This is a genomic window from [Clostridium] ammoniilyticum, from assembly GCF_025566905.1.
Classification (GTDB): Bacteria; Bacillota_I; Bacilli_A; order Erysipelotrichales; family Coprobacillaceae; genus Faecalibacillus; species Faecalibacillus intestinalis.
In genome coordinates this window covers 57,893-80,346 of record NZ_JAOQJR010000003.1, presented here as the reverse complement: position 1 = coordinate 80,346, position 22,454 = coordinate 57,893, and the positions used below count along the sequence as shown (strand labels likewise).

24 protein-coding genes are annotated in these 22,454 nt (G+C 27.8%); 22 read left to right on the top strand and 2 right to left on the bottom strand.

Translation table 11 applies throughout. The features are described from left to right. Position 1: 1 nt before the first annotated feature. From OCV55_RS03970 to OCV55_RS03880, 19 genes are all read left to right on the top strand, one after another. Positions 2-955: a DUF3991 and TOPRIM domain-containing protein gene (locus tag OCV55_RS03970; RefSeq protein ID WP_147579871.1), complete on the top strand. Its 954-nt coding sequence runs from the start codon at positions 2-4 to the stop codon at positions 953-955. 90 nt (positions 956-1,045) lie between these two features. Then, the gene (locus OCV55_RS03965; RefSeq protein WP_147579870.1) at positions 1,046-2,539 is read left to right on the top strand and encodes a ribonuclease H1 domain-containing protein; all 1,494 of its coding nucleotides are present in this window, start codon (positions 1,046-1,048) and stop codon (positions 2,537-2,539) included. A gap of 24 nt (positions 2,540-2,563) precedes the next feature. Beyond that, positions 2,564-2,917 carry a type II toxin-antitoxin system RnlB family antitoxin gene (locus OCV55_RS03960; RefSeq protein WP_117816161.1) on the top strand — a complete coding sequence of 118 codons (354 nt, stop codon included), beginning with the start codon at positions 2,564-2,566 and terminating at the stop codon, positions 2,915-2,917. A gap of 68 nt (positions 2,918-2,985) precedes the next feature. Next, the gene (locus tag OCV55_RS03955; RefSeq protein ID WP_147579869.1) at positions 2,986-3,183 is read left to right on the top strand and encodes a DpnD/PcfM family protein; all 198 of its coding nucleotides are present in this window, start codon (positions 2,986-2,988) and stop codon (positions 3,181-3,183) included. A 139-nt stretch (positions 3,184-3,322) separates the two neighbouring features. Further along, the gene (locus tag OCV55_RS03950; protein WP_230308170.1) at positions 3,323-3,661 is read left to right on the top strand and encodes a plasmid mobilization protein; all 339 of its coding nucleotides are present in this window, start codon (positions 3,323-3,325) and stop codon (positions 3,659-3,661) included. Position 3,662: 1 nt separating this feature from the next. Further along, a complete protein-coding gene (locus tag OCV55_RS03945) occupies positions 3,663-5,012 on the top strand; it encodes a relaxase/mobilization nuclease domain-containing protein (RefSeq protein WP_147579868.1) in 1,350 nt (449 codons plus the stop codon). A 15-nt stretch (positions 5,013-5,027) separates the two neighbouring features. Beyond that, a complete protein-coding gene (locus tag OCV55_RS03940) occupies positions 5,028-5,759 on the top strand; it encodes a PcfB family protein (RefSeq protein ID WP_147579867.1) in 732 nt (243 codons plus the stop codon). Between the two features lie 3 nt (positions 5,760-5,762). After that, positions 5,763-6,665 (top strand): hypothetical protein, encoded by a 903-nt coding sequence (locus OCV55_RS03935; protein WP_118487438.1) that lies wholly within the window; start codon positions 5,763-5,765, stop codon positions 6,663-6,665. Continuing rightward, positions 6,665-6,865 carry a hypothetical protein gene (locus OCV55_RS03930; protein WP_032089834.1) on the top strand — a complete coding sequence of 67 codons (201 nt, stop codon included), beginning with the start codon at positions 6,665-6,667 and terminating at the stop codon, positions 6,863-6,865. The genes OCV55_RS03935 and OCV55_RS03930 overlap by 1 nt, the downstream gene beginning before the upstream one ends. Then, positions 6,852-8,621 carry a VirD4-like conjugal transfer protein, CD1115 family gene (locus tag OCV55_RS03925; protein WP_147579866.1) on the top strand — a complete coding sequence of 590 codons (1,770 nt, stop codon included), beginning with the start codon at positions 6,852-6,854 and terminating at the stop codon, positions 8,619-8,621. The genes OCV55_RS03930 and OCV55_RS03925 overlap by 14 nt, the downstream gene beginning before the upstream one ends. 84 nt (positions 8,622-8,705) lie before the next feature. Continuing rightward, entirely contained in the window at positions 8,706-8,990 is a 285-nt protein-coding gene (locus OCV55_RS03920) for a glutamyl-tRNA amidotransferase (RefSeq protein WP_449670219.1), read from the top strand. A 32-nt stretch (positions 8,991-9,022) separates the two neighbouring features. Continuing rightward, on the top strand, positions 9,023-9,853 hold the full coding sequence (locus OCV55_RS03915; RefSeq protein WP_147579864.1) for a hypothetical protein: 831 nt from the start codon (positions 9,023-9,025) through the stop codon (positions 9,851-9,853). Positions 9,854-9,882: 29 nt separating this feature from the next. Next, on the top strand, positions 9,883-10,284 hold the full coding sequence (locus OCV55_RS03910) for a PrgI family protein (RefSeq protein WP_147579863.1): 402 nt from the start codon (positions 9,883-9,885) through the stop codon (positions 10,282-10,284). Between the two features lie 118 nt (positions 10,285-10,402). Next, on the top strand, positions 10,403-10,858 hold the full coding sequence (locus tag OCV55_RS03905; RefSeq protein WP_147579862.1) for a DUF4181 domain-containing protein: 456 nt from the start codon (positions 10,403-10,405) through the stop codon (positions 10,856-10,858). Between the two features lie 143 nt (positions 10,859-11,001). Continuing rightward, entirely contained in the window at positions 11,002-12,759 is a 1,758-nt protein-coding gene (locus OCV55_RS03900) for a hypothetical protein (RefSeq protein WP_147579861.1), read from the top strand. Between the two features lie 86 nt (positions 12,760-12,845). Next, the gene (locus OCV55_RS03895) at positions 12,846-15,173 is read left to right on the top strand and encodes a VirB4-like conjugal transfer ATPase, CD1110 family (protein ID WP_147579860.1); all 2,328 of its coding nucleotides are present in this window, start codon (positions 12,846-12,848) and stop codon (positions 15,171-15,173) included. Positions 15,174-15,238: 65 nt separating this feature from the next. Further along, the gene (locus OCV55_RS03890) at positions 15,239-15,985 is read left to right on the top strand and encodes a DUF6674 family protein (RefSeq protein WP_147579859.1); all 747 of its coding nucleotides are present in this window, start codon (positions 15,239-15,241) and stop codon (positions 15,983-15,985) included. 13 nt (positions 15,986-15,998) lie between these two features. Next, positions 15,999-16,388 carry a DUF6075 family protein gene (locus OCV55_RS03885; protein ID WP_147579858.1) on the top strand — a complete coding sequence of 130 codons (390 nt, stop codon included), beginning with the start codon at positions 15,999-16,001 and terminating at the stop codon, positions 16,386-16,388. Next, positions 16,385-17,899 carry a lysozyme family protein gene (locus tag OCV55_RS03880; protein WP_147579857.1) on the top strand — a complete coding sequence of 505 codons (1,515 nt, stop codon included), beginning with the start codon at positions 16,385-16,387 and terminating at the stop codon, positions 17,897-17,899. Before OCV55_RS03885 ends, OCV55_RS03880 begins: the two co-directional genes overlap by 4 nt. Before the next feature lie 477 nt (positions 17,900-18,376). Here the strand turns inward: OCV55_RS03880 and OCV55_RS03875 are convergent, their stop codons facing one another. After that, positions 18,377-18,832, bottom strand: coding sequence for a hypothetical protein (locus OCV55_RS03875; protein ID WP_147579856.1), 456 nt, complete (start codon positions 18,830-18,832; stop codon positions 18,377-18,379). 424 nt (positions 18,833-19,256) lie between these two features. On the opposite strand from OCV55_RS03875, the gene OCV55_RS03870 reads away from it, so the two are divergent. The 3 genes from OCV55_RS03870 (at position 19,257) to OCV55_RS03860 (ending at position 21,955) form a co-directional block, all read left to right on the top strand. Next, on the top strand, positions 19,257-19,484 hold the full coding sequence (locus tag OCV55_RS03870) for a hypothetical protein (protein ID WP_147579855.1): 228 nt from the start codon (positions 19,257-19,259) through the stop codon (positions 19,482-19,484). A gap of 202 nt (positions 19,485-19,686) precedes the next feature. After that, on the top strand, positions 19,687-20,868 hold the full coding sequence (locus OCV55_RS03865) for a hypothetical protein (protein ID WP_118662148.1): 1,182 nt from the start codon (positions 19,687-19,689) through the stop codon (positions 20,866-20,868). Between the two features lie 4 nt (positions 20,869-20,872). Beyond that, positions 20,873-21,955, top strand: coding sequence for a hypothetical protein (locus OCV55_RS03860; RefSeq protein WP_118662149.1), 1,083 nt, complete (start codon positions 20,873-20,875; stop codon positions 21,953-21,955). A gap of 310 nt (positions 21,956-22,265) precedes the next feature. On the opposite strand, the gene OCV55_RS03855 is transcribed toward OCV55_RS03860, so the two are convergent. Then, positions 22,266-22,454, bottom strand: a 189-nt coding sequence (locus tag OCV55_RS03855; protein ID WP_267309808.1) for a hypothetical protein, incomplete at its 5' end; no start/stop codon positions are given.

The following is a 22,454-nucleotide window of genomic DNA, read 5'->3' as shown; positions in this document are numbered from 1 at the left end:
TATGTCAAATAAGTTTTACACAGATGAGGAGGCACAAGAACTACAGAAGTTGGATGTGTTTACTTATCTGTATAATTATGAACCAAGTGAACTTGTTAAATCTGGAAAAAAAGAATACCGAACGTCAACGCATTCATCTTTGGTTATCTCTAATGGTAAGTGGATTTGGTTTTCTCAAGGAAAAGGTGGGGTAAGTGCAATCAGTTATTTAATGGATGTTAAAGGTATGAACTATTATGAGGCTGTAAAATATGTTGATAAATGTATAAGAGATAGTCCGCCTGTTTATCGTGTAAACAAATGTTCAAAAACGAACAATGGTATTTTCAAATTGCCACCCGTTTCAAAAGATAATAAAAAAATGATGTACTATCTAAAAAATAAAAGAAAAATTGATAAAGAAGTTATTCAATTTTATTATCAAAAGGGAATGATCTATGAGTGTAGTTATGATCACTCTGTTGTCTTTGTAGGATATGATGAAAAAGGAATAGAACGTTATGCTTCAAAAAGAGCAACAGATGGTGATTGGAAGGTAGACGTATTTAACAGTAATAAGGAATATAGTTTTCAATTGGTAAATAAAGAAAGTGATGTTTTAAATATCTTTGAAAGTGCAATTGACCTTATGTCTTTTCAAACTTTAGAGAAGCTGCATAAAAGGAATTGGAAAAAGAACAATTATCTTTCTTTATCAGGAGTAACAGCAATAGGTAATTCTATTGAGGAAAGTGAATTGCCTATTGCCTTAGGTAAATTTTTAGCAATCAATCCACAAATTAAAGTTTTAAATCTATATTTGGATAATGATAAGGCAGGAAAAAACAGTATTGCAAAGATCAATTATCTTTTAGGTAAAAGCTATCAAATTTATGATAAAGGACCTAAAAAAATGAAAGATGTCAATGAAGTTTTGATAAGAAAGATAAAAAAGAAAAGTGAAATAGAAATATGATTTTGAACTATTTTATTAAATAATGAGTATATCTCGAGAATGTGTTATAATATTCATTATTAAAGTAATAAATTTTCAAGGAGGTTCAATATGGCAAATAATAAATTTTATGCTGTGAAAATAGGAAAAAAACCTGGAGTATACCAAACATGGGACCAATGCAATGAACAAGTAAAGGGTTATACAGGTGCGAAATATAAATCCTTTACTAATCTAACAGATGCTGAAAATTATATTAATGATGAATGTATTAACGAACAAGAGGTATCTAAAAATAATTCGTCTATTGAGGATATTAATACTGATATAGAAGAAAAAATTAACAACTTATCAGATGATGAGATTATCGCATTTGTTGATGGTAGTTATAATAAAGAAGCGGAAAAAGTAGGCTTTGGAGTTATTATTATTGGAAAAGGAAGAGAAATATCCTCATATTATAATTCTTTTGATGGAAAAAAAGATAAGGATTTAATTCAATTAAGAAATGTTGTTGGAGAATTAAAGGGCGTAGAAGAAGCGTTAGATGTTGCAACAAATAATAATATAAAACATATTTCAATTTATTATGATTATGAAGGCATAGAAAAATGGGTTACAGGAGAATGGAAAGCTAAAAAGGAAATCACAAAAAAATATTCTGAAAAAGTACAAGAAAAAATGAAAATTATAGATATTGAATTTGTGAAGATTCCTGCTCATTCTGGAGTATATTTTAATGAGGAAGCTGATAGATTAGCAAAAAATTCTATATTAGCCAAAGGACATAAAACATATAAAGACGGATCTGTATACTTTGTTGGACACACTGTTGAAGATTGGAAGGAAATTGTTGATTATATTAATAGTGAAGCTGAATCCTTAGAAAAGGGTGTGGAATCAATTATTATTGCAGAAAATGTAATCAGTGATACAAAAACACGATTAGTAATTTCTGATAAAAAAAATAAAGTATCTATTAATATTTATCAAAATAAAAAATCTTATGTTCAAGGAAAACAGAGTGTTTTATTTCAAAAAATAATTGCAACATCAATTAGTTTTTTAACAAATGGGCAAACTGTTGTTGAAACGCTAAATTCATATCATGCATTACCTGTAAAGAAAGAAGAATTAGAGCAACAATTTGAAAAAATGTTACCAAACTATCGAGATAAATATAATGATAAAATATATTCAACGTTGCTATCTGCAATTTATAATACAATGTTGACAGGATATATGCCCGATTATACTTGTTTAGTTACCCCAATATTTAGAAGTTATGAGTATTATCTTCATAAAATTTTAAATGCTAAAATGGGATTAAAAACTACGCGCGATAATGGTACAAATAATTTTGGATATTTTGAAAAAAAAGCTATAGGTGTTTATGAATGTAACAGTTCAGCAAAGGATAAACTTTCTAAAGACCAATTATATTTCTTAAATAAATTTTATAGTAATTATAATTCAGTAAGACATCGATATTCGCATTGGTCTGCTGATGATGTTGATACAGCAGTTATTGATAATATTGCACAAGCAAGAGAATTGATTGAAAAAGGGTTGAATTTAATTAACGAATATTATAAACTGTTCTAATCTTTTTAGTAGAAGGAGGCACATATGGAAAAGTTATTAGTAAATATGATAAATAATTCAAGATATATGGCATGTATTACTGTCCTTGATTATGAAATATTTTTAAGCAAGTGTTTAAAAGAAATAGTATTTGAGCCTTCTTCAAATGGAGATAGATACGTGCTAGTTGATTTGGCATTAAAAGTCGGAATTGGAAAAGATAGGTTTGCTGAGTTTAAAGTAAATGAAACAGGAAAAATTTTAACGTGTGATTATAAGTATGTGATTGTTGAACCTATGTTAGAAAATATTGCAAATAATTATTTAAAACAAAATAAAGAAATTGTTTTACATTCAATGTTAACGGATTCTCAAAAGAAAAAAATATTATATAAATAACAATTATGATAAAAAGTCGAAGTCATGAAATATAAATTCATGACTTTTTATTATACAAGGAGAAAATAATGAAGGAATATGTTGTTGAAATTACAGAAGTATTACAGCATCAAGAAACAGTGAAAGCTCATTCTAAAAATGAGGCAATTAATGCTGTAAGAGAAAAGTATAAAAATGAAGATGTAATACTTAGTGATGAAAATATAACGGACTTAAGATTTGATGTTCTTGAGGTCAAGAAAAAACTTTTTGACAGGGAAAGATAGTTTTCCAGTAGGATAATAAATTCATTAAATAGAAGTATTATCCTATTGATGACTTTTGTAGCAAGCAAGGACTTTTGTACCCAAAGTCAGCTTGTTAGGGACAATCCCTAAGACCCTACAGGAAATGGAGTAGATAAAATTGAACAAGATCAAAAGAAATAAAGAGATAAAAGTAAGATTATCTTTGATTGAATTGGAAAATTTAAATGAGTGTGTTAAGAAAACAGGACTGTCAAGAGAAGAATATATTCGTACATTGATAAGTGGATATGTTCCATCACCAAGGATCAGTGATGACGTCAAGGAAATTATCAAGCAGTTGAGAATGATAGGTAATAACTTAAATCAGATTGCAGTTATTGGTTATAAAACTGGAACAATTGATATTTTAAAATATAAGAGAAACTGTTCAGAACTTGAAAAAAATGTTCAATTAATATTAAGCAATGTTACTGAACCTACAAGGATGGAAAAGTAAAATGGCTACAACAAGTATATGGGCAGTTAAGGATAATTTGGACAGGGTTTTAAATTATGCTTCTAATCCTCTTAAGACAAAAGAAACGGATAGTGGTTATGAATATGAAGGACTTGAGAATGTTATTGATTATGCTGTCAATGATGATAAAACTGAAAGACAACTTTATGTCAGTGGTTTAAATTGTCATCCCTCAACTGTTCTTCAGCAAATGGAACAGACAAAAAGAAATGCACACAAAGAGGATGGTGTTCTAGCATTTCATGCGTATCAGTCTTTTTTACCAGGGGAGGTTACAGCTGAAACAGCACATCAAATTGGATTAGAACTTGCCCATCAGATGTGGGGAGATGATTTTGAGGTATTGGTCTGCACACATACAGATAAGAAACATTTTCATAATCACTTTGTTATAAATTCTGTTTCATGGACAACGTACAAAAGATTTTTAAACAAACACGCTGACTATGACAGAATGAGAAGATTGTCGGATGCACTTTGTGAAAAGTATAGACTTAATGTAATCACAGATCCTAAAAAGGGAGTGCACTATTCTGAATGGCAAGCTAAAAAACAGAAAAAGCCTACACGAAGAACGCTTATAGAAGATGATCTTGAACGTGCTATTGCATCATCAAGAACATTCACACAGTTTTTACAATATCTCAAGTCTATTGGATATGATGTGAAAACAAATGTAAAACATATTGCAGTCAAACCACCCGGAGCACCTCGTTTTTTTAGACTTTATAAAGTAAGAGATGATGGAACATATAGTGAAGAAAATATCAAGAAAAGAATCATTGAACAGGATCTGTATTTTGAAAAAAGAACACGAATCAAAAGTAAATATCAATATCATGGAAATATCAAAAAGGCAAAAAAGATAAAAGGAATAAAGGCATTGTATTTCCATTATATGTATCGAATGGGAATTATCCCTAAAAATGTACCTTCTAGAAGAAAGGTACATTTTATTTTTAAGGAGGATCTTAGATATATGGACAGGATTACTGAAGAAACAACTTTTCTATGCAAAAAAAAAATCAATACGATCGAGGATTTGGAAAATTATGAAAGTGAAATAAGCAACAAAATTGAAAAGTTAGTCAAGGAAAGAAGATGTCTTTATAACAAGGTCAAAAGATGCCGAAATCTTGAAAGAAAAGAAATGATTCAAAAAGATATCGAAACAATTTCAAAAGAAATAAAGGATTATCGAAAGGAGGTGAAATTATGTGAAGGTATCAAACAACGTTCCTTAAAGATTAAAGATAAATTGCAAACAGTTAAGGAACAAGAAAATAAAGTACAAGAAAGAAGTTCAAAAGAACGAAAAAGAAATTATTAAGGAAGGAGGAACTTTATGAATGCTGGCGGAGAAACAGCCGATCAAGCAGTGAGGATGACACTGCAGGGAATAGAAATGGCAGCTAATGTAGCTTTAAAGGCAGGTGGAATGGCTTCTAAATCTTTAGCAGTAACACTTTATGCAATTTTAACAGATAAGAAAAAGGTTAAAGGAAAAACAAGACTAGCTAATATGTTGAAATCTGGAAAGGAACTTAAAGTATTTGCTGTACATCATTCAGATTTGAAAAAGTTTTGTGAAGAAGCAAAACGTTACGGTGTTCTTTATTCTGTATTAAAAGAAAGAAATAATACGGATGGAATATGCGATATTATGGTACGAGCTGAAGATGCAGCAAAAATCAGCAGAATCGTAGATAAATATGAACTTGCAACTATTGATACTGAAGCAATGAGAAAAGCAGCGCTTGCAAAACAGCCTGATGAATTCAAAGATGTCAAACTATTAACTGAAAAAGAACATGATGAGTTGGTATCTTCTTTATTGGATTCAATGAAAGAAGAACAAAACCCGTCTATGGCTCGAACGAAAACGAGAGGCGAAAATCAGTTCGAGCATATCTCAATGGAGGAAGGTATCAATAAAAGACCATCAGTAAAAAAAGAACTAGATGAGATAAAAAATAGAAATAAAAAGGCTAAACCTAAACAAACAGTTAGACAAAGAAATAGGGTACGTCATAAACAGCCTCAACGTAAGAAAAAGATAAAAAGAAAGGTAAGATAAAATATGAGTGATATATATAATTTATTAAACAATGCAGCTAATGAGAAAGTTGAAGAAAAACCTAGAATTCCTCCAGAGGAATATGCCAAACAAAAACAACAAAAAAGACAGAATCTTTATGATATGGCTGAGAAGCAAACACATGAAGTTGTTTCCTCTCCACAAAATTATCTAAACTATTTAGAAATGCAATCAAAATTTGGTTATACTGTTACCAATACACTCTTGGTCATGGCACAATGTCCACAAGCAACACTGTTAAAAGATAACAATCGTTGGGTAGAAGAAAAAAAGTATGTAAAAAAAGGAGTAAAAGGAATTGGAATATTAGAGCCTAAAGGTGAGTATCAAGGAAATGATGGCGTGATAAGAACCAACTATGATGTTAAATATGTTTTTGATATTTCTCAATTAAACAGACCATACAGAATGAAAAAACAAAATTTGTCTGTTAGAGAAATCATCAGCGGTCTAGTTTATCAATCACCTGTTAAAATGCAAATGGTTGACAATACTGAAAATGGTTCGCTAGTACAATACTCTCCAGATAATCAAATGATCTACTATGCAGATGGGATGAGTCCGACAGATTTAATGGAAGGTTTAGCAAGGGAATATTGCTATGTAGAATTTGAAAGCCAATATGGAAATGTTGACAGAACAGAGGATGCCTTTATGGTAAAAAGTGCTGCCTATATTCTTTGTAAAAAATTGAACATTCCAGTTTCAAACGTTGATTTCGCAAATGAAGTAAAAAATTATTTTGAAGGAATGGATTCTCGAGATACCAAAGAAGAATTAAGCAATATTAAAAGTATTGCAGATGAAGTGAGCAATCGAGCTGAAAGAGGAATCTATAGATTGCAACAAGAAAGAGATAGTGCAAGCAGAGGAGAAGAACGTTAATGGGGTTATTTAAGAATAAAGAACCAACGGTTTTGATTAGAGTAACGGACTTTGAAAGAAGAATAATTATTACTGCTTTAAGAAATTTAAGAGACAAGCAAATAAAAGAAAATAAGGATTATGATTATATTGAATCGATTATGGACAAGGCAGCAATAGCTGACATATCCAAATCAAAAAAATCATATGAGGAAAGATAAACAGGTTGAACTTGTTTTTTATTTTGTAGGAGCAGTATTTATAGCGTGGCTTTCAGTTCTTGTTGCTCCTTGCATCCATGAGGGACTATTTGATGCAATCATTTACTTAAATGAAGCAATGAATAGCCCTTTTTCTTTTGAATTATGTCAGGATACTCTTAAATGTATCTTGATATCTGAATTAATCTATTCTTTTTCATACTTGGCTTATTACTATAACAGGAAGAATTATAGAAAAAATGAGGAGTATGGTTCGGCAAAATGGGCGAATAATAAAGCTGTCAATAAAAAATATACTGAAAAGGATTACTATTCTAATAAGATACTTTCGCAGAATGTTCGTATTGGTTTAGATGGCAGACGACATAGAAGAAACCTAAATACTTTGGTTATTGGTGGAAGTGGAGCAGGGAAAACTCGCTTTTTTGGTAAGCCTAATTTGATGCAATGTAATACATCTTTTGTGGTTCTTGATCCAAAAGGTGAACAACTCAGAGATGTAGGAAATCTTTTAGAAAAAGAAGGATATGTTATCAAAGTTGTTGATCTTATCAATATGAACAGATCACATTGTTATAATCCGTTTCGCTATATCAAGGACGATAAGGATGTTTTAAAGCTTATAACCAATCTTATAAGAAATACTACACCTAAAGGTAGTCAGACAAATGATCCCTTTTGGGAAAAATCGGAAACGGCTTTATTAGAAGCTCTTTGTCTTTACCTTTTACATGAAGCACCAGAAGAAGAACAAAATTTCACGATGGTCATGGAAATGATTGCAGCTGCTGAAGTAAAAGAAGATGATGAAGAATATCAAAGTCCGCTAGATGAATTGTTTGAAAGATTGGAAATAAGAAATCCAAATTCATTAGCTCTCAAGCAATATAAGATTTATAAACAGGCGGCAGGGAAAACTGCTAAATCGATTCTTATTTCTGTAGGTGTGCGTTTATCAGCATTTAACTTGGAAAGTATTGCTAGTTTAACTGCAACAGATGAGTTGGAGCTTGGTTTGGTGGGAGAAAGAAAAACAGCAATCTTTGCGGTTATTCCAGATAATGATTCAACATTCAATTTTCTTATCGGTATGCTGTATACGCAGCTTTTTCAAATGTTGTATTATCAAGCGGATATTGTTCACGGTGGTGCGTTACCAGTACCAGTACATTTTCTTATGGACGAATTTGCGAATGTTGCTTTACCAGATGAATTTGATAAATTACTTTCTACAATGAGATCACGACTTATTTTTGTTTCAATCATTATACAGAATCTTGCTCAAATCAAAGGACTTTATAAAGACAGTTGGGAAAGTATCGTAGGGAATTGTGATACATTATACTATCTTGGTGGAAATGAACAGAGTACACACAAATTCATGTCAGAATATTTGGGAAAAGAGACACTTGATACAAATACTTACGGTAAATCAAGTGGGAGGTCAGGAAATTATTCAACAAACTATCAACAGGCTGGAAGAGAATTACTTACACCAGATGAAGTTAGATTGTTAGATAATGATTATGGATTGCTTTTTATTAGAGGAGAACGACCTGTATTTGATAAGAAGTATGATATTTTGAAACATCCAAGAATAAATGAAACTACGGATGGAAATGCAAAACCATATCTACATGGTAAAATCAAATATTCAATTGATGACTGGCAAAATATTTTATTGAGCGATAGAGAATATGAATTATTAAGTGATGAAGATATGGACAACTACTTTAAACAATTAAATAGTAAATAGGAAAGTAGCTTTAGAAATAGAGCTGTTTTTATTTTGAAGGGAGAAAAACAAATGAGAAAATATTTAAAAAAATATAAAAAGACAATGAAGATATTTTTTGTTTATACACTCAATATCATTTTAATGAATTTCAAGGTAATTCAAGTTTATGCAGATGGAGATCCATTAACAGTTGTTAATAATCTCTCAACTTTTGTTTTTAGTTTAATTAGAGCTATTGGAATGATCATTTTAGGATTTGGAATTGTACAGTTAGGATTAAGTTTAAAAAGTCATGATCCATCACAAAGAGCAAATGGATTTTTAACTGTAGCAGGAGGCATCGTCATTACCTTTGCAAAAGAAATTTTAAATATAATTACAGGATAGTGATTTTAAATGGGTAAGGCAGGTGATAGATATTGGGTAGTATTATTGATAACTTAACAAACGCAATCAATACATGGAATGAGAAACTCGCAGAAATATGGTTGTTACTAACACAGACACCTCAAAACTTTAAAGGCGGGAATATTTGGAATGTGATTGTGAAGATACATGGAGGTTTGCAAGCCATTGGACTTGCCCTTCTTGTTCTTTTCTTTGCAGTAGGAATGGTAAAGACATGCAGTAATCTAAACGAGATAAAGCGACCCGAGCAGGCAATTCGTTTGTTTTTAAGGTTTGCAATTGCAAGGGGTTTGGTTGTTTATGGAATGGAATTGATGACAAAATTATTTGAAATAGTGCAAGGTATAACCTCTCAAATTATGACAACAGTAGGTGTTGGAACAGCAACATCTACTACTATTCCTCAAGAAATTATAGATGCAGTAGAGGAATGTGGATTTTTGGAAAGTATACCTGTTTGGGCGGTAACACTTTTGGGTGGTATTTTCATTACGATTTTGTCCTTTGTACTCATACTTATTGTTTATGGTCGTTTCTTTAAATTGTATATGTATACGGCCATTTCTCCTGTGCCACTTTCTACTGCTGCAGGAGAAAGTACACAGTCAGTAGCGATAACGTTTATTAAGTCTTATGTGGGTGTATGTCTAGAAGGAGCAATTATAGTTTTAGCATGTATTATTTTTTCACAATTTGCGGGGTCACCACCAGTTGTAGATAGTGAAGTGAGTGCAATTTCAATGTTGTGGAGCTACATTGGAGAACTTATTTTCAATATGCTGATTTTAGTTGGTACGGTAAAAATGTCAGATCGAATTGTTAAAGAAATGATGGGATTGTAATAATTAGATAAGTGTATTAAGGAGGGTATATGGAAGTAAAAATCAATAAAGAAATAAGAGACTATACAGAAGGCATTTTATTGGGATTATCCCTAAGACAATGCCTTTTTTCTTTTTTAGCGTGTGTAATGGCAGTTATATTTTATTTTTTATTCATTGATCGTTTAGGAATGGAGATAACAAGTTGGTTGTGTATGATTTCAGCTGCACCATTTGCAGCACTTGGATTCATTAGATATCAAGGAATGAATGCTGAACAGATTGTTGTATGTGTGATACGCTCACTATTGATTAAACAGCATAATTTGATATTTAAACCACAAAATTTATATTACGAATATTTAAAAGATTTTTTAAAAATTAAAAGAAAGGAGTCTATTGATCCAAATGATAAAAAGCTACGAAAGATAAAAAAAACAAAAAGAAAATAATTTTTTAAAAATAGTATTGTGTATACTTGGTACGAAAAATGAAATATGATACAATATATTATAAAATTTTAGATATAGAAGAAAGGAAACAAATATTTTAATTTGTTATGGTTGGTTTATGGTAAAAATAGGACAATATTTTGATAAAATACTAGATTATTTTTTAGTAACGGTTATAGTTGTAATATTTGGTGCGGCAGGAATATTGGATATATTTAAGATTAAAATTATTTCTCAAGAAGTGGTGGATATTTTTTCACTTACTGCTTTTTTATATGCATTATTTTTAAAATATGAAACTGAAAAAAAATTAGCAAGGAAATTCGATTTTTCTAAAAAAAATTCAAATTACTTTTACAAAAGGGGCGAACTACTAATGTCTATATTGTTATTCATTATATCAGTGGTTTTATCTAGTGTACTGATTGTAAAAATAATAAATTGTTTTGAAATTAGTTATAATGGATTTAGTTTTCTTGCACTGACCATTACATTTCACAGTATATACACTGATAAATATGTAGTTAAGAGTAATAAAAATGTAAGTAATTTTACAGAAAATACAAAAAACTAATTTATTAATAATTATATGTTATATCTTTATTTTAAGAAAAAGAATCAAATTATTATAAATAGTGATATATTTTAGTTTTATAATTTAGAAATTATATAGGTGTATTATAATTTTACGTTAAAGTGATTTAAGGGAGGAGTAATATGGAAAATGATGTGCCAAGTAATGGAACAATTGAACATATTTCCATTAATAATTTAGAAAATACCATTTTGAAATGTAACAAACTTCAAACATTTATTAGCAGCAATGATAAAACACCATCTTGGGATGGGGAAGTGTTTATATATGGGAGTTCAAAGAAAATTAAATCAAATTTGATTGGAAAAGCAAATGTTCAAGTAAAAGGAAAATGGAGAAAAGATATTACAAAGATAGTAAAAGAAATAAGTTATCAAATAAGTGTTGATGACTTAAAAAATTATAAAGACAATGGAGGTACAATTTTTTTTGTTGTATATTGTAATTATCAAAATTTCAGTATATTTTACACATCACTATTACCAATAGATATAGAAGAACTTTTAAAAAATAAAGAACATCAGAAGTCAATATCAGTAAAACTAGGTTTATTTCCAATGGATAATTCAGATGAAATATTTAATGTGTTTTATGAATTTTATGAAAATTCAAAGAAGCAACATCAAATAAGTCATAAGATAATAAATAATTTTTCTAGAGGAATTTTAGATAGTGAAAGATATAATTTAGTTATGTCATATTCTAATTTAAAACTACAAACTAAAGAGGAGATGATGAAGCATATTTTAACACACCCAACTTATTCATATATTCATGATAATGAGTTAGGTATCGATTCTGTATATAAAAAAATAAATTTTGATACTATTGTTGAAGAATGCCCAGAAGAAATATGTGTTGATGGAAAAGTTTTATTCAATAAATTACATTATGAATACGACAAAAATGGACTATCCAAAATTAAAATTGGTAAATATATATATTTGGATATTCATAATAAAAAATTCCATTTTAGTGTTGCAAAAACTTTATTAGAGCAGATTAAAAATCTCCAATATATTGAACATGTTATGCAAAATAATGATAACGTTATAAAAATAGATAATTCTAAACTTATGCTCTCACATGATAATATAAAGAAAATATTATTTAATCTAATGGATATTCAAAATGCATTAAAAAAAATGCATGTGAAAAAAGATTTGGTTTTAGAAGAATTAACAGCTAATGAATGGAATAAACTTATTGCTTTTTCGAAAAGTATATTATATGGTGAGGAAATACCATATTATATACCTGATGATGGTCAAATAGGAATATTTGAGTGCAATAACATTAATTTGTTAATAAGTTGTGAACGTGCTCATAACGGTAAATATATTATCCATGATTTCTTCTCTTCAGATTCAAAATGTAAGAATAAAGAAAAAATAGATGAGTATTTAAAATGGGTGAGTTACGGTGATTATTTTGATAATTTTGAGATAAATAATGTGTTTTCAACAATAGAAGCTTTAAATAAAGATGGCCGAGCAAATGAAGCGATTAATGATACTGTTATTTTGTTAATTATAAATTTTGATAGTTCAAAAAATAAAAATTTACTTATTTTAGGATCAAGATTATTAGAGAATATTTTGAAAACAGTAGAAGATACGGATTCAAATTATATTTATAAAATAAATTTGTTACAAATTTTTAAAAGACAGAGAAATTTAACAAATGAAGAAAATATATATTTAGTTGATTTGAAACAGAGAAAAAAGGACAAATTTTGTAAAATATGTTGTGATATATTGTTAGAAAATTATAGAGAAGCTGAAATTGAAATAAAAACATTAAGTACTAAAGAAAAAAATGATTTAGGTAAATTGCCGATTTATAAACTTTATGAATTGGAAACTAATGATAGTAAATAGATATTAAAAAAAGCATAATATGCTTTTTTTATTTTATAGAAAATATAATAATTAAATTCTTTAAAGAAAGGGGATTATGGATTTGTATGATAAAAAGTTACGAAAGATTAAAAAAACAAAACAAAGAAAAAATAAGCGTTCCCAAAAGCGCACAGGATCTAATTGATATTGATACCATCTATAAAGATGGTATTTTTTGTTCTAAGAACAAGTATTCTAAAACATATAGGTTTAAGGATATTAATTATTCAATAGCTTCAAAAGATGAAAAGGTTGGATTGTTTTTAAATTATAGTGAATTGCTTAATTCATTAGACAGTTCAACAATGACAAAGATTACAATTAATAATAGAAAAATTAATATAAAAGAATTTAAAGAAAAGATTTTAATTCCATTAAGAAATGATCATCTTGATAAATATCGAAAAGAATACAATGATATGTTATTAGAGAAAGTGTCTGGAGCAGATGGAATTATTCAAGAAAAGTATATAACAATAACTGCCTTTAAAAAGAATGTAGAAGAAGCAAGAAATTTCTTTTCAAGGGTAACTGTGGAATTATCATCTCATTTTTCTAAATTGGGTTCTCAATTAGAAGAACTTGATGCTATTGAAAGATTAAAAATTCTTCATGATTTTTATAGAAATGGACATGAAGAACAGTTTTCATTTGATATGGATGTTTCAATGAGAAAGGGACATCATTTTAAAGATGCTATCTGTCCACAAATGCCAAAGTTTCATGATAAATATTTTCAATTAGGAGATAAGTATGGAAGAGTTATGTATTTAAGTGAGTATGCAAGATATGTAAAAGACAGTTTTATTTCAGAACTTTGTTCATTAAATAAAAATCTTATGTATTCAATGGATATTATTACAGTTCCAACAGACGAGGCAGTAAAAGAAGTTGAAAGAAAATGGCTCGGTGTTGAAACTAATATCACAAATTGGCAAAGAAGACAGAATGCTAATAACAATTTCAGTGCTGTAATTCCTTATGATATGGAACTTCAAAGAAAAGAGAGCAAAGAATTTTTAGATGATTTAACAGTAAGGGATCAACGTATGATGTTGGGCTGTATGACAATCGTTCATTTAGCTGATAGTCTAGAAGAACTTGATAATGATACAGAAGCACTTATGGCGATTGCAAGAAAGTATATGTGTGAATTGGATATATTGTTTTTTGCAAGTAGACAGCTAGATGGGCTATCAAGTGTTTTACCAATTGGAACAAATAAGCTAAATATTATAAGAACATTACTTACAGAAAGCATGGCTGTCTTTATACCGTTTAGAGCACAGGAAGTTGTTGATGATGGAGGCATTTGGTTTGGACAAAATGCTATTACAAATAATTTAATTATGTGCAATAAAGAAAAATTGATGAATCCTAATGCCTTTCAGTTAGGAGTACCCGGCTCTGGAAAATCCTTTTTGACAAAGGAACAAATCGTATTTTTAGCTCTTGCAACTCAAGATGATATTATTATCTGTGATCCAGAAGCAGAGTATTCGCTTTTAGTTAAAGAGTTGGGAGGAGAAGTTATAACGATTGCAGCAGGAAGTGAAAATCATATTAATGCAATGGATATGCTGGAAGGTTATGGTGATAGTGGTAATCCAGTTGGAGATAAGTCACAATTTATCATGTCTTTATTTGAACAGTTGGATAGAGATGGAATTAAACCAGTAGACAGGTCGATTATTGATAGATGTGTAACTTTGGTATTTCAGGATTATTACCGAACAAGGAAAATGCCTACACTTGTTACGTTGAGAGAAAAACTGTTAGAACAACCTGAAATGGAAGCACGAAGTTTAGCTTTGAAACTTGAATTGTTTACAGATGGATCATTAGATGCATTTGCACATCAAACAAATGTAAATACTTCAAGCAGAATTGTATCGTATGATATTTTTAAACTTGGAAAACAGTTAAAGACAATGGGATTATTAGTTATCACGGATGCGATGATTAACCGTGTTAATGAAAATTGGCGAAAAGGGAAAAGGACACATATCATTCTTGATGAATTTCATGTAGTTTTTGAAAATGAGGAGAGTGCTTCTTTTTTTAACTCGGCGTGGAGACAATTTAGAAAAAGAGATGGTTATCCTATTGGAATTACACAGAATGTTGAATATCTGTTAGATAGTGTTCGGGCAAGTACAATGCTTTCTAACAGTGAGTTTGTTGTTATGCTAAATCAATCATATCAAGATAGAGAAAAGCTTGCGAAATTACTTAATATCTCTGATGAGCAGTTAAGTTATATAACTAATGCACAATCAGGGTGTGGACTTATTAAGTATGGTGGAAATATCGTACCTTTTATAAATAGATTTCCAAAAAATACATTGTTATATAAATTGATGTCAACAAAGCCATCAGAAAAAAATAAATAATATTAAATATAAGCGAAATGATATAGATACATATCTTTTCGCTTTTCATGAAGGGAGAAACCATTATGGATAAACAATTACCAGCAATATACAATGATCCTTACATTAGTGAATATTTTAAGATGCTTTATAAGGAACATAAAGAGGATAAAATAAATGAAACTAAAGAATTACTCGATTATATTTCAAACATGGAAAAGAAAATAGATTATATGACAAGTGAAGTCTTAGAATTAAAGAATACAATAGAACAATTACAAAATCCAACTATTCGAGAAACTATGAAAAGTATAGCTGAAGATATAAAAAAGACAGTAGATAATGGAAAGAAACAATTAAGTGATATAAAATCAAATATTTTATCTTCAGTAAAAGAATGTGTGAATCAGTTTAAACAACATGGTAAACAGGCAGTTATCAAAACGATTGAAATTTCACATTTTAAAGTGGCTCTTGGAAAATTCCATAGGTCACTTTTTAAATGTGTTAATAAAACACATCTACTTATAAATAAATGTGATGCTGTTACTAACGAATTAAGAAATACAAAGATGAATTTTAAAAATATCGGAGCGATTATTATGGGAAAACCACCAGTTAATAAAAGATCGGAAATGAATAAAATGAATTTTATTCAAAGAACGTCACGTTCAATGCTGTCTAATTTAGAAAAAATGATTGTAAAAACTTCAAAGATGATTCATCGAGTGGATAACATAGATAAAAAGTCTGTAAAAAGTGAAATAAAATATTTAGAAAGCAAGACAGCGGAAAAATCAACAAAAAGTAAAATTAAAGAAAAAATAAGATAGTGAGGGGAATATAATGAAGTACTTTAACAATGAACATAAAAAAGCATATCATTTAGCTATAGAAAAAAGTGGAATTAATGATGTTTATCATCAATCGCTATTTTATACATTAACCATTGATAAAGATTGCAGAGAGCATATTAATGATCTTTATGATTTTAATAGGAACACTATTAAACTGTCAGGACTAGATAAATCATGGCATACTTCAGGATCAATTAATACAGCATTGATGGGTTTCAATTTGTTCAATGGTTATGTAGATGAAAAAAATTCAAAAGTTTCAACACCTTATGAACTGTTTTCATGTGAATACAGTTCTTTTTTTATGGAGTCAATAAAATTAAGATATCCTGAATATTATAAATGTAGAAAAGATAAGAGTTTTGATAGCTGTTTATGATAAAGAATATTAAGACAAAAGAAACAATTAAGGATATTAAGACTCTTGATAAGAAAAAGACGCTAGATTCTTTTAATAAAAAGCAAAGTATCAATATAAAAAATAATGTACAGGATGAAAAGGAAAATAAGGAGTCAAATTATGCAATAAATAAAATCAAAGGTACAAGTAAAAAAACACTTGTTAGTACTAGAATAAAAATAAAGAAATATCGAAACCAAAAAAGAAAAAATGAAAAGCTTATAAAGGAAAACAATACAAAAAAGGGTAATATCAAATTAAAAAACATAAAATTATCAACAGCTAAAAATAAAATTAATTCCAGAACAAGTGGTAATTTATCGAACACAATTAATCAAACTTTGTCGAATCAGACAATAAGTCAATCAAGAATGTTGAACAAATATAGAAAATCATTAAATAAGTTCAATGGAACAACCACGATGAAATATTCAGGTAATAAAATTATAGATTTTATAAAAAAGCTGATAAGTTTTGTAAAAAAACCAATAGCAATCATGAATCATTTGATTTCTTATGGAACAGGAATGATTATTCTAATAGTGATTGTTTTATTTATTGGAGTATTTTCTGCTTTGTCAGATGATTCCAGTGTAAATACATCTGTAGAAGGACTTAGTTTGGAAGTAATAGCTTATACACCAGTAATTGAAAAATATGCGTTGGAAAGTGGGATTGGTGATTATGTTTCTTTGATACAGGCAGTAATGATGCAAGAAAGCGGAGGAAAGGGAAATGACCCTATGCAATCATCAGAATGTGGGTTTAATGAAAAATATTCAAGGGTGCATAATGGAATAACAGATGCTGATTATTCCATTAAGGTGGGAATACAACATTTAGCTAGTTGCTTAAATGATGCAAAAGTAGCTTCAAGTGGGGATACCGAGCATATATCATTAGCCCTTCAAGGGTATAATTATGGAAATGGATATATAAGTTGGGCAAATGAACATTTTGGAGGATATACTAGAGCAAATGCAAAGGTGTTTTCTGATGAAATGAAGGCAAAATTAAAAATAAATGTTTATGGTGATCCTGATTACGTTGCACATGTTTTAAGGTATTATCATATTGGAAATAACAATATAGTGGAAGTTGCAAAGTCACAAGTTGGAACAACAAGTGGAAGTAAATATTGGACATGGTATGGATTTAATAAAAAAGTAAATTGGTGTGCCATTTTTGTATCATGGTGTGCAAATGAAAGTGGAATGTTAGATGATAGCTCAGTACCAAAGTTTTCTCTATGTACAGATGGAGAAAATTGGTATAAGAAAAATAACAGATGGAAAGATAAATCTTATGTGCCAATGACAGGAAATATTATATTTTTTGATTGGCAGCAGGATGGTCATACAGATCATGTAGGTATTGTTGAAAAAGTTGAAAATGGAAAAGTATTCACTATAGAAGGTAATAGCAAAGATGAGGTTAGAGAAAAAAGTTATAATTTAAGTAGCAAATCAATTTATGGGTATGGAGTTTAAGAAATAATAGCTTGTTATAAATTTATTATTGTCATATTTTATCGTATTATGGCTTTTATTATGATATAATCTTTAAGCACTTATGTGCCTATGGAGGATCTAGCATGTTTAAACATCATACTAGGAGACTAGCATTGATGTGACTTTAAGAGAGGATTAAATGGAATATTTAATTATTCTTTATTTAATTCTAGTTATTACCGCTTTTATATTGAAGTAGTTTTAACTGCTTAAGTCTATTGATGCTAGTATCCAAAATAGTGAAAAAGGAAGAATTGCAGTTCTTCCTTTTTCTTTAGTCTATTAATGCTAGTCCTATGACTACGCCTATAGTATATCACATTTTTTATAAAATAGAAGTTACATATTTTGAAAATTTTAGAATTAGTCATTTTTTCATTGGAATGCAATAAATTTATGAAAGTATTATAGACATAATAAGAAAAGAATAAATCAATATAAGATTTATAAATTTTTTTATTTTCCAGAATCTAAATAAGTAAATGCAAGAGCTAGTGCACAATAAAGTTTATTACATATATCTATCGTATTTAAAATATTATTAAAGTCAATTTGTGGACATGTAAAATTTAAAACAAGATTTAATACTAAAATAAATAAACTAATAAAAAATATTGAATTAATTAGAAATTGTATTAATATTTTACCTTTTTGAAATATTTTAGATGTAATATAAACACTAATAATTAGTGTAATAGTACAACTTATAAATGTCATCAAGACACTATTTGGAAAAATATAAGGTAATAATTGGATAATAAAAAATGTAATTATAATAATTAAAGAGACTATAGACTCTTTATCTGCACTTTCTTTGATGAATGTAACTATATTAAAAATATCCATATTTCTATTTTCAACTTCATTTAATAATTTTTTAATACTTTTATTCTTTTTTATATTTTTATTCATATCTTTATTTATTTCTTCAAATTCTTTTTTATTGTTTTCTCTGCTTTTTTTGTATTATTTCATAATAACATTAAGAAAAAACAGATTTAGAAAGGCTATAACTAGTAAAAAAAATAAAGGGGATAAATTAAATATTTTTTTATTTGATAATTGAAATTTAATTAAAATTCCTGTAAATAAAATTGAAAAGATTACCAGTATAATCAAAGCACTGTTACATCAATTATTTTGTTTTTTACTTCTTCATTCAGTTTTTGAATTCGAGAACGAAATAGTTCTATATTTACATTTTGATCTGTATTTTTAATAATTGAATTTTGTTAAATTTTTTTCTGTATAATAATTTTTAAAGACCAATTTGTTCTTTTTTTACTTAACTATCTATTTATATGTTATCTATAGTTTTATAGGGAGGAGAAAATATATGAAAGAATTGAAAAAAATTATAAATAATAAAAAAATGATAGAAAAAGGAATTAAAGATCAATTGGACTCTGTAGCAAGTACTTTACAAATGATTCAACAAAGTGATGAATGTACTGATGAGATAGAAAAAATATTATTTAATCAGATCGGCGTGTTAATTTTTACTATAGAGGAATTGGATAATTATTTTGATTTATTTAATAAATTTGAAATAAGTATTAGTTGATTACTAAATTTTTTATAAATATATATTTTAAATACAAAAAAAAGAGTAATAATGATATAATATCAATATAATTAACTTCAAATTTTAGATATGATAGGATAGTGAAATTATATAAAAGTTATTAATTTGGGTTTTATTGAACTTAATAAATATATAACAAAAAATGTAAATGTGAAACTAGAAAAAGAAAGGAAACAATATTATGAAAATTTTATCCCAATCAAAAGATCATAGAATAAATAGTAAGAATTTTTATGTGGAAATGAGTTTTAAAGAATACCTTGAATTTGCACCTCAAATATTATCAAATAACAAATTTCAAAGAAAAAGAGTAAGAACTTCTAAAACTATTTATTCTTTGTTAAGGGAAGATTTAATAAATGGTTGTATAATGCCACCATTGGTTTTAGCTGTAACAAATTTTGATTTAGAGGACACTATATCTAATGAAGTGTTTTACAGTTTTTTACAAGATAATCCTGAAAAAATAATGATTTTAGACGGACTACAAAGAACATACGTATTGCTAGATGCGTATAACTCATTAAAAGAAGATAGTACTAAAGAAGAACAATTACGTAATTTTCAAAATTATACACTTAGGGTTGAAATATATGTAAATATTAATAAATTTGGTGTTTTATATAGGATGTTAACCCTTAATACAGGTCAAACACCAATGTCTGCAAGGCATCAAATAGAAATGTTATATAGTGATTTAAATAATACAGTATTTGACGGAATAAAAATTGTTACTGACATAGAAGGTATGGCTAATCCTGATAATAATGAGTTTACTTTTAAAAATGTAATTGACGGATTTAATTCATATATGAATAGAAGTGAACTACCAATAGATAGGCAGGATTTACTAGATAATATAAGAATGCTTGAGAAAATGTCTGTTGAATCAAATAGTAGTGATATATTTGAGGACTTTTTAAAAAGTTATATTAATATTTTTAAATCTCTTCAAAAAGTTTTTGGTGATGAGGATATACTGGATGATGAAATAGATGAATATCAAATAAAAGGTGCACCATTTGGAAGAAATGTTAATAAAGTATTTTCAACTTCGCAAGCTTTAACAGGATATGGTGCTGCGATAGGAAAATTAAAAGATTTTAAAATAATTAAATCTTTTGAAGATTTAGATCCAATCTATGAAAAAATTATTGAAAACAATAGTGGAAAACAATGGCTTTTAGAAATGATATCAAAACTTGATAATATAAGAGAAAATTCAAAAAAAATAGGTAATGCTCAAAGAATGTATTTTCAATATTTTTTTAGAGAATTATTAAATAAAGAAAATGAATCTTATTTAGATTTGGATAAAGCAGTATATAATGGGTATGAAAAGTATAGAAGTCAGGTAGAATAATTGTATGAAAATTAAAAGTAAAGATATAGAATATGCGTATACTCATCTAAAATTTGATGAAGGTGAGAATGCATTTATTTTGTCTGATGGTCAAGAACATGAACTTTTATTTTCTACTGATTTACATTTGGATACTGAATATGATCCTAATAATTTTAAACTTTATTATTATTATAATAAAAATTGTTCAGAAAATAGTATTTTTCAAGTATATATAAAAAGTGATGAAAATAAAGAAATTCGGATTGGTTGGATATTTCCAATTTCTTCGTTATTGTCTGATCAACATGATGAAGCACAAAATAAATATTTTCAAAAATATGCATATGTTGCACTGTACAACATTTTAAATGAATTAGATATTGTTAGTAATGAAATATATAGTAACATTATTTATGAAGCTTTATCATCTGATGATAGAATTATTTTCGTTATGGATAAAGAAAATATTGTAAATATTGTAAATTTTGAAATTTCTGACTATCAAATTGGATTTTATAAATATGGATTTTATGAAAGCGATAAAGGAATAAGAAACAGTAATTTTGATAAACCAAGGAAAAAATTACATTTAAAAAAATTTTCAAATGCTCTAATTGATAAAAATAGTAAATTAATTATTTTATCTATTTTAGAACAAATAACAAGTTGTTCTTCAGAAATACTAGTTTTTTATTTTTGTTATCAAATTATTGAATTTTTAATAAATAAAGTTTTTGATAATGAATTCACAACTGTTGTAAAAAAGGTAACTGATAGTGTTGAAAATTTATTCGATATTAAAGATGAATTTAATGATTTAATGAATGAAAAAAAACGAGTGAGAAAGTTGTTTAATGATTATTCTAATATTAATTCAAATTCTAGAAATAGTTTGAATGAATTATGCAAAGATCTGTTAAGAGATAATGAACATAGAAATTATAATGATTTAGGCGATAATATTTATGCTGTGAGATGTCTTTTAGTACATAAATTATATTCAATACAGAACATAGAACAAGAACTAGTCGATATTGATTATCGTTTTTTTGAATGCATAATTGAAATATTAGAAACATTTAAGCTAAATACTGATTATAAATAACTATTGAAACTTAACTTTAATGAATTTTGAACTAATTGAGAAATTAATACAATATTTTATTTAAACAATTTATTTTAAATTGTTGATAACGAGTATTAGATTTTTCAAAACACTTATAAAAAGCTATAAAGAAATTGAATCTTTTGATTTAGAATTCTTTATAGCTTTTTTTGCTTATATTTATTTAATAATGAATATATAATATTAACAGAATGTTTCAAATATTTCATAAACAAGTAATGAGATGATTTCATTTTTTATTTTCTGATAATTTTTAATTTTTTTAGTTCATCAACATTAATTTTCTTAATTAACCATCTGACACATGTGCATAGTATGGTTCGGATAAATTGAGTACAGTAATAATTGCTTTTTTAGGACATGGATGTGAATTCAAAATGTATTTCTGTATTTTATTCATGAAATTCTTTCCAGTATATCTATGGTTGAAACGCCACTCTTGTTCATTCAAAAACAAAGGTAAGTCACGTTTAGTTAC